Origin of the sequence: Streptomyces sp. NBC_00637 (assembly GCF_045161545.1) — a bacterium.
In the GTDB taxonomy this organism is placed as follows: Bacteria; Actinomycetota; Actinomycetes; order Streptomycetales; family Streptomycetaceae; genus Streptomyces.
In genome coordinates this window covers 479473-487927 of the sequence record NZ_CP109047.1, presented here as the reverse complement: position 1 = coordinate 487927, position 8455 = coordinate 479473, and the positions used below count along the sequence as shown (strand labels likewise).

Genomic DNA, 8455 nt, shown 5'->3' with positions numbered 1-8455 from the left:
CATGCGCAACAGCCTCATCCCCACTGTCACGGACCTCGACGACGCGTCCTGGCTCGGCAAGAACGTCACCGACCATCTCGGCCGGCCCGGTACCGTCCGCCGCGTCTACGACGTAGCCGGCGAGCACGTCGCCATCCTCACGTCCGAGCTCCCCGCGTCTGAGGACACCGATGCGATCTGGGGAGAGCACGTCGCCCTCCTCGCCACCGACAGCGACGCTCCTGCCTTCCCCGACTTCCCCGCCCGGCGTAACCAGCTCGTCGCCCTCGAACGTACCGTCTTCACCGGTGACGCCACCGAGGACGAGGCGCGGCGTTACCGCGACCTTGCCGACATCGTCGGGCGCTATCAGGGTGCGGAAGGCCGCCTTTGCCGGGCCCTGTTCAGCACGGCCCATCCCGGTGACCGTGTCTACCTCACCGGCAAGGGAATGTTCGCCACCATCGTCGACCCGGATCCCGAGCCCAGCATCGACGGCCTCCGGCTCTACGTCCGCGCCCGCCTCGACGAGATCCACCTGCGCAAGGACCCCCATCTGCTGCGCGCGCACCCCGGTGGCGTCCTCGACCTCTCCACCCTCCTCCTGTTTCCCACCCTCGGCCTCGTCTGACCGCCAGAAACGGGAGGCCAGCCCCCTCGCTCACCGTCCCCACGCGCAACCGGAGTTCCCGTGACCCCCAAGATCCCCAAGATCATCGCCCCCTACAGGTTCGTCGTCCGCAGGTTTTTCCTCGAACTGCTGCCCATGGACAAGTCCGGGGACCCCATCCAGTACGAGGAGACCGTCAGCCCCGGCCGGCACGAGTCCCTGGATGCCCTGATCGGGCGGGACTCGTTCGACTACTACGGCTACGCCCTCACCACCGACTTGATGGAGTTCTTCAAGGAGCTCGGGTTCTGCACCTTCGACGACACCCCCGAGGAGCGGCTCGTCTGGGCAGCCCGCAACGGCGGCCCCGAACGCGGCACTACGCGCATGGAGACCGCGCTGCGCCAGCTCCACCACGACCTGGTCCTCAACGGCAGCATCAAGGACGCGACCGGCTGGGCCAACCTCTGCTACATCCCCGACCTGGCCAAGAAGCTCGCCGGGTGGTTCATCGCCCTTGGCTACCCCGCCACTCTGGACGTCACCCAGCCCTGCCCTCACCCCTCCCGCCTTCCGTAACCAGCGCCGCTGCCACTTCGCGGCCCAGCGAAGGACTTCGGCCCCGGTCAAAACGGGCCACAGGCAAGGAGCACGCCCAACTTTCACGCGCGCAAGCACAAAAAAGGAGCGGCCCCGACCTGCGGGACGCGCTCCGTGCGAGGCCCACCTTAGCCAGCACTTTCAGCACAGCGTCAACACAGCTCACAGGAGAGGCAGATATGCCCCCGACACTCGACTTCGCCCCCACGGGGCCCGACGACGACGGGCCCGACCTCGCAGCCCACGAATGCTCCTGCAAGCCGGCCGACGACCAGTACCTCCTGACGGTCGAGGAGGGCCAGGTCAGCATCGTGCACGCCGCCTGTGGCAAGCAGCCGCCGAGCACGTGGGGGGACTGGCACGACCTCGCGGTCATGGACAACCCGATCCCGGTCACCGTCACGTGGGTCAACGACACCGGAACATACTGGGAAGACCCCGACCCGTACGTGCAGATCACCGCCACCAGCGTCCCCGAGGACGTACGCGCCGCCGCGCTGGAGCTGTCCCGCAAGCACCAGCAAGCCGCCGAGGAGCAGGCCGAACTCACCAAGACGGCCGGGAAGTTCCTGCTGGTCAGCCACCACACCCCGGCCGGATACAACGCGTACGGCTCGGTCATCACCCCCGGCTACCGCGTCGACCAGGGCCCTGACGGCACGGTGCGCGTCGACCACCGCATGCCCGAGGCGGACCTGTCGGACCCGGACCGGCCCAGCAGCGACGATCGGGCGGCCGAACGACACCGCCAGGTCAACGCCTACGCGGCCACCTTCACCGCGGCTGGCTGGACCGTCGAGCGCTACGGCCCGCACGACCAGCGGCCGTGGCTGCTCGCCCGCCCCGCCGACCAGGATGGCGGAGAGACGTCATGAGCGACGACCTGATCCCGCGCCGTCGGCTCTCAGTCGGCAACCCGGCAACCACCACCATGGTCCTGACGCTGTTCCCGACGTACGTCATCGACTCGATGCGCCGAACCCGCGAGAACTCAACCGGCCGCAAGCTGCTCGGCTACTACTGGGGCCCGGCGAACAGGCGCACCGGCCGCGACGGACAGGTGTCCGGTCCGGGGTTCGTCGCCGACGCCAAGGACTTCCCTCCCGGCACGCGGCTGGTCGTGACCGCTCGGGTCGAACTCCCCGCCGAGACCGTCGTCGAGGAGTGACAGCACGGGGACGTCGTCCTCGACGCCCGCAGCAACATCTGGACCCGCGCCCACCCCGACGACCAGGCGCAGGGCTGGCCGTGGGCATCCGGCGCCGACAGCACGTTCACCCGGCACGGCCAGCCGTACGCCGCCGAAGGCGGCCACCCGGAGGACGCGCCCGTACGCCCGCTCACGCTCCTCGTCCGCAACGGCCAGAGGTGGACCGGATGACCGCCCCCCTCGACCCGGAGAAGGTCGCCGAACACCTGGACGGCATCGGTGAGACCGCGGCCGCGATCCTCGTGCGCGCGATGGTCAACGAACTGGCCGTCGTCCGCAACGAGCGCGACGCCCTCGCCGCGCACGCCCGCCGCATCGCGGGCCTCCAAGGCGACGGACAGAGCTGGAACTGCACGCTCGCCGTCAAGGCCGTGGAAGCCCTGGACGTCCTACGCGTCACTTGCCGCTGCCCGAGCACCAGCGACGGCCGGCACTGGGGTCTCCGCCGCGCGACCGGCACCATCCGCTGTGCCTGGTGCCACGCCCGCGTCCCCGAGACCCGACGCCGGCGCAGCCTCTTCACGGAAGGAAGGCCCTGATGGCCGCCGCCCAGCGCCATCGCCGCACCGTGGTCCAGTGCATCGGCCCGGAGTGCAAGAACACCTTCGAGTGTCCGTCGATGCACTACGCCAAGTTCCGGGCGCTGCTGATGTCGGTCGGATGGGCCGTTCGTGGATCACAGACCGGGCCCGTCTACCACTGCTCAGAGCATCCGCCTGTGCCCGACAGAGGACCCACGAACGGAGACGCCTGATGACGCACATTGCCCTGGACCCGCGCGCCCGACGTGCAATCGAACTTCTCGCGGCAGGCATCCCGCGAACACAGATCGCCGACCACCTCATGCTCAGCGAGAGCGCGGTGAGCCGGGACCTGGACCGGGCCAGCCGGATCATCCTGTCGCACTGGGGCACGAAGACGCTCGCGGCGTACGCGGCATGGCAGCGCGTCGGCGGCCCGTACGACGGCATCCCCGGCTTCCAGAAGACTGCTCAGCGGTAGTTCCCACAGCGGCCCCTTGACGACCCGGCTCATTGCCCCGCCGCGCAGTCTTCGTCCCGTTCCAGGGTGGCCGGCTTCAACCCGCGACTCCACCGGCTGGACGTCCACTGGATCGCTCTGGATTCGATAGCGCGTACTCATCGCCGAGCACGGCACCGTCACCGAAGGGCGCACGAAACCCGAGCGTGCGCTCGGGCGGGTACACCGCTTCCAGCCCGAAACTCCAGGCCGGCGCCAGCAAGTAGGCGATGGCCAAGCCCATAGCCTCTTCCTCCCTCGGGTCGCAGACCTGCACCGTGGCTTCCTGCCGTTGAGGACGAGCAGCAGACCGAGGTGCAGCCACGGCTCCCCCAGCCACGTCAGAGCGGCATCGAGGCGCCAGTTTGACGGCGGGCCGAGCGTCGAGGCCTGCCCCGCGCGCCGGCCGGATTGCGCTCCTGCCGCTTGGCCGGCAGGGCCGCCAGCGGGACGGCCGAGGTAGATCGCCAGACAACACCGGACGCGGTGTCAGACCCATGGGTCACCATGAAGTTCATGAGCGAGCAAACTCCCGCCAAGGACGGCCAGATCCCGGCCCACGCTGATGCTGTAGGACCGGGCTGGGTGCCGCTGCTTTCTCGGCTGCATGGCGAGTTGGCCATGCTCGCCTCGGACTACCAAGTTGAGGAGATCGGCACCGCGTTCGGCCGACTGCGCCTGCATGTAGCAGAGCGGTTCGACGCCGATGGCGAGTTCGACGGCGCGTTCGCCGACGTGTCCGGTGCGCTGATCGACGCTGCGGTGCTCGAATCGCAGACAACGTGCGAAGCCTGCGGCGCTGAAGGTCGAGCGCGGCTGCGGGGCGACGAGCGCGGCACGTTCATCCGCACAATGTGCGACGAGTGCGGCTCCTCGATCAGGATGCAACAGGTACTGCCTCAACGCGTTCCCTCGTTTGGATCGCCTGATGGGGCGCCCGGTCCCATACGCGATGCGGCTGGAAGGTGAAGGTCTACGTGCCGTTAGCTTCCGCCCCTTCGCCTGCGTCGTGCCGGCAGATCACTGCCATCGGGCGCGCGAAGATCCGCTCCGATCGGTTCAAGGCCGCAACCTGGACGGCTCCCATCACGTTCCTTGAGAGGTCCTCAATATGCCGCTGACCTCGCATCTCGCGGACCGTGGGGTGCTCGACGTGACGCTTGACCAGCTCGGATGTGCCCTGCCCTGGGAAGCCGTGCACCGCGTCCGTCCCCGTCCCGAACTCAGCTGCACCGGTTGCGGCCGCCCCATGCATGCCAAGGTCTCCGGCACCGGAAGCCGGTTCTTCGCTCACGATCGCCGCTCCCCCGTCTGCCCGGCCAGTGGAGAAACGGAAGAGCACCGCAGTCTCAAGCGGGCCTTGGCCGCTGCCGCTCGAACAGCTGGACATCGCGCGGAGCTTGAGGTCACCGCTGCCCACCGTGGGTGGCGGGCCGATGTGCTCGTGACTGGGCCCGACGGCCGCCGCACGGCTCTTGAAGCACAGGTGTCCTCTGCCTCCCTCGACGACGTACTCACCCGTACCCGCGGCTACCAAGACGATGGCGTTGGTGTGGTCTGGTTCACCCACCGTGCTACCCATTGGCTCAAACGGGTTCCTGCCGTGCGCCTGCGCCGGCCCGCGTCGCCACAGGGTTCGTGGACACGAACGTACGAGCTGGTCAGCCATTTCAGCGTCGAGTGCTGTTCCGAAGTCTGCCAGCCAAGCCCTCCTTGGCATGGTCCGTTTCACGCTGGCTGGAGCCACGCCACGGACATGTCCGTGGCTGAGTTCGTCACCGCCATGCTGCACGGTCGCCTCGTACCGCGGACGACGGCCGGGCTCGGAGGGCGCTTCGACGGTTGGACTACCCCGACGGACGTCCAGGCCGCCACCGACTACGCCGCAGGCACTGGGGAATCAACCGGTACCCCCCGGCCATGAGTAGCCAGGGGGTCCCGGGATCGGCGCGACTGCCTCACCGGCGCTCCGGCCGGATAGGGCCGGCGCACCGGCGGCGGGTTCAGTCACTCTGGGGTCGGCGGGAGTTGGGCCCGCTCCTCGACCGGTTGCCGCGCTTCTCCGCGTTGGCCGTGCGCTGTAGCGCGCGGAAGGTCCTTCCGCCCTGCCGCTTCTTGAGATGGGGGATGTTGTTCGCTGTTATGCCAAGCGTCTCGGGTCCGTAGGCGGCGAGCAGGTCCGATGGCGTCTGCGAGGTGTAGCCAGCTTCCTCGAGCGTCTCCTCATCAGGGAAGACGTCCGCGTGAAGGTGCCGTTCCGGGTCGATCAGCTCGTCCTGGGTGCCGCCGTAGCTGTAGCGCCACCGGAAATTCGCCGGGGGATCGGGCCGCACCCACTTTTCCATGAGCGAGACCTGCTTGGTATAGCTGTAGAAGGTCACGTGCGGGGCGCTTCGGAAGATTCTCAGCCACGCCTGCAGGTACGGCAGCGACCAGTAGTCGCCGGCGTCGTGGACTCGCACGTGGACCGTGCGGTCGTCGGGTGCGCGGTAGCGGCGGTGCTGCAGTTCCTCGGTCATCTGAACTTCCCAGCCCGCGAGGTCGTCCATGACGTACTGCAGATTGCGCTGGTGGGCGGCCAGCACGGTGCCGCGTTGGAAGTGGCCGGCCTTGGCGTAACACAGGTCAGCGCAGACCCCAGCTGTGGGGCACGCGTTGTAGGTACGCCCGTCGGGCAGCGTGCCTTGGTGAGCCGGCAGAGTCCACTTGTAGATGCGTTCCGACGCGCAGCTCGAGCGCATCGGGAGCAGCAGGAACCTGGGCCGCACGGGTACGGCCTGCTCTGTTGTCGTTTCGGTTTCGGCCGCGGAGGGCTTAGTGGTGCCGTTCACAGCTGTCCTCCCGTCGTGGGCTGGTCATGGCCCGGCGTGATGGGGCGCCTGGGTGAGTTGGGCCTGTACACCTGCGGGATCCGTGTTGGACCGTCGGGATACGGACGATGGGTGGGCAGGGCCTCGGGGATGGTCTGGTCGCCGTGGACGTGTGGGGCGTGGTGAATGTGCGCGGGGTCCTCCCGGTGCCGGCGAGTCGGCGAGCGGTTGGCCGCAGGAGCCGGGCCAAGAACGCAGGGCCCGTCATGCAGCCGGGGACACGGCCAGGCGGCGCGCGGGCGCACGGCCTCGTCAGGTCGGGCAGCCTGCCGCGGCCAGACTCGACGCGGCAGCCGACTCGCGCCGGACAACTACGGCCGGGTGGTTCAGTTCGCACAGCTCCGCGGACTGTCCGCAGTGCCGCGCCGCGCTGCAGCAGCAACGCGTGATCGCAGCGCGGGTGAGCGGCCTCGGCGAGCTCAAGGGCGGTCTTGACCCGACGTAGGGCCTGCAGAGGAATCGTTGGCCGCCGCTCCGCGGCCGCGTAGCTGCCAGGGCCGCCGAGCAGCCGTCCGCAGGCGAGCCGGGTCAGGCCCTGGTTCTTCTTGAGTTCTTCCTGGAACGTCCGGTCAGCAGGCATGCGGTGATCTTGAAAGCGGTGGCCTGTGGACACAGGACGGAGAACAGGCCGACCAGGGGGACACCACGCGCCACCGGCAATCAAGGCTCAGTTGTCCGAGTCGAACTCTGCTCTCTTTCGTGCAGGCGCGTCGTATGACAGGGGCCCGGGAGCGTCGACGGTCGCACGCCATACATCTCCACCGGGGCCTACGGGCGGAGCCGACCGCTGTCGTCAACCCTCAGACTCTGTCCCTGCCTGTCCCTCCACCTGCTACGGCCGATCGCGGCTGCCCCGGCGGCCGCGATCGGCTATCGTCGTCTGCTGGTGCTGGACACGCACGCACCCAGACCGCCGCGGCCGCTCCCACGCAGCGCCGGCACACCAGGTCAAAGGTCCGCCGGACACGGATACCGGCATCCCCGCAAGGGACGAGGGCCCGTGCAGCGACGCCGTCCCGCACGCCACGGCGCGCAGCGTGGGCGTGCGCCGGAAGGTGACGATCTCTCATGGGCCGCAAGACCAACGGCAGCCTCACAGCGCGAGCCCGGCAACTGGCCGCTCGGGCCGGAATCCCGTACACCGCGGCGCTCGCCTCCTTGTGCACTTCCCGCAGCTCAGGCACGGCCTCTCAGCAACGTGAGGCGGAAACAGGACTGCCTGGGCTGGACAGGGCGCTGGGGCCGCTGAAACCCGGCACTCTCACCCTCGTGGCCGGGCAGACCATGGCCGGCTCCACCGCGCTGATGCTGAGCCTCGCCCGGCACAACGCGCACCGCGGCCTGCCCGTGGTCCTGGCCGAACTTCAGTCGAACCGCGAGCAGACCGGGCTGATGCTGCTTGCCGCCGAGTCCGGGCAGGATCTTGGTCCCGCCGCCGAGCACGCCGCCGACCCTGTGTCCCTGACCGAGGCCGCCGATCGGCTTCGGAGGTTGCCGCTGTACCTCACTGCTCCGGGTCCTGGCACGCTCGCTCGTGTGCGCATCGACGCCGTCCGCCGCCGCGCGGGCCTGCTGCTGGTTGACGACCTCGCCCTGGCGGCCGATCCGGGCACCGACACACCGGCACCGCCCGGCGAGGCCGCCGCGGCGCTCGCCAGCCTCGCCCGCACCCTCAACGTTCCAGTCATCGCCGCCGCCCACCTCGGCCCGCCGAGCGCAAGCACACCCGGCCTCGGAGATCTACGTGATCAACACGCCCTTGAGTACACGGACCACGTCATCCTGCTTCTACGCCCTCATCGCCTGGCCCCCGTGCCCGGCGGGCCCGACCCCGTCACCCTCCACGTCACTCGCCCGGACGGCACCGCACTTGGCTCCACGACCGTCCGCTTCGAACCCGAGTACCACCGAATGATCACCGCCACCTGAAGTGCCGCGCTCGCCAGTGATACAGGGACACGGGGGCGTGGCGGCGCCGGCCGCCCGCCGACCTGCGACTGCGAGCCAGAGCTGGCGAAGGGGCGGATCCGGACGGGGCGCGATGAGCGGCAGCAGAAGGACTCGGCGAACGTAGATCGCGAGGCTGATCCCGGCGGGCACAGCGGATTGAGTGCACTGGAGGTCTCCATGGCCCTCCCTGCGAGCCGCTGGCTCCGCGGGGAGTGC

At 69.3% G+C, this 8455-nt stretch carries 11 protein-coding genes; 9 read left to right on the top strand and 2 right to left on the bottom strand.

The window, feature by feature from the left end:
* Position 1 precedes the first annotated feature (1 nt).
* From OG440_RS40280 to OG440_RS40250, 7 genes are all read left to right on the top strand, one after another.
* On the top strand, positions 2-610 hold the full coding sequence (locus OG440_RS40280) for a hypothetical protein (RefSeq protein ID WP_331753492.1): 609 nt from the start codon (positions 2-4) through the stop codon (positions 608-610).
* A 60-nt stretch (positions 611-670) separates the two neighbouring features.
* Positions 671-1168 (top strand): hypothetical protein, encoded by a 498-nt coding sequence (locus OG440_RS40275; RefSeq protein ID WP_331753491.1) that lies wholly within the window; start codon positions 671-673, stop codon positions 1166-1168.
* Between the two features lie 200 nt (positions 1169-1368).
* Complete coding sequence (locus OG440_RS40270; RefSeq protein ID WP_331753490.1) at positions 1369-2064, top strand: hypothetical protein; 696 nt, start codon at positions 1369-1371, stop codon at positions 2062-2064.
* A complete protein-coding gene (locus OG440_RS40265; RefSeq protein ID WP_331753489.1) occupies positions 2061-2357 on the top strand; it encodes a hypothetical protein in 297 nt (98 codons plus the stop codon). The genes OG440_RS40270 and OG440_RS40265 overlap by 4 nt, the downstream gene beginning before the upstream one ends.
* Positions 2358-2566: 209 nt before the next feature.
* A complete protein-coding gene (locus OG440_RS40260; protein ID WP_331753487.1) occupies positions 2567-2938 on the top strand; it encodes a hypothetical protein in 372 nt (123 codons plus the stop codon).
* A gap of 214 nt (positions 2939-3152) precedes the next feature.
* Entirely contained in the window at positions 3153-3401 is a 249-nt protein-coding gene (locus OG440_RS40255) for a hypothetical protein (protein WP_331753483.1), read from the top strand.
* 534 nt (positions 3402-3935) lie between these two features.
* On the top strand, positions 3936-4388 hold the full coding sequence (locus tag OG440_RS40250; protein ID WP_406011642.1) for a hypothetical protein: 453 nt from the start codon (positions 3936-3938) through the stop codon (positions 4386-4388).
* Positions 4389-4392: 4 nt separating this feature from the next.
* On the opposite strand, the gene OG440_RS40245 is transcribed toward OG440_RS40250, so the two are convergent.
* Positions 4393-4713, bottom strand: coding sequence for a hypothetical protein (locus OG440_RS40245; protein ID WP_406011649.1), 321 nt, complete (start codon positions 4711-4713; stop codon positions 4393-4395).
* Here OG440_RS40245 and OG440_RS40240 point away from each other — a divergent pair.
* Positions 4669-5343, top strand: coding sequence for a competence protein CoiA family protein (locus OG440_RS40240; RefSeq protein ID WP_406011648.1), 675 nt, complete (start codon positions 4669-4671; stop codon positions 5341-5343). The two genes, OG440_RS40245 and OG440_RS40240, sit on opposite strands and share 45 nt — an antisense overlap.
* Before the next feature lie 79 nt (positions 5344-5422).
* Here the strand turns inward: OG440_RS40240 and OG440_RS40235 are convergent, their stop codons facing one another.
* Entirely contained in the window at positions 5423-6250 is an 828-nt protein-coding gene (locus tag OG440_RS40235) for a GP88 family protein (RefSeq protein WP_331753473.1), read from the bottom strand.
* Positions 6251-7357: 1107 nt separating this feature from the next.
* Between OG440_RS40235 and OG440_RS40230 the strand changes: the two genes are divergently transcribed.
* Complete coding sequence (locus OG440_RS40230) at positions 7358-8218, top strand: DnaB-like helicase C-terminal domain-containing protein (protein ID WP_331753470.1); 861 nt, start codon at positions 7358-7360, stop codon at positions 8216-8218.
* Positions 8219-8455 lie beyond the last annotated feature (237 nt).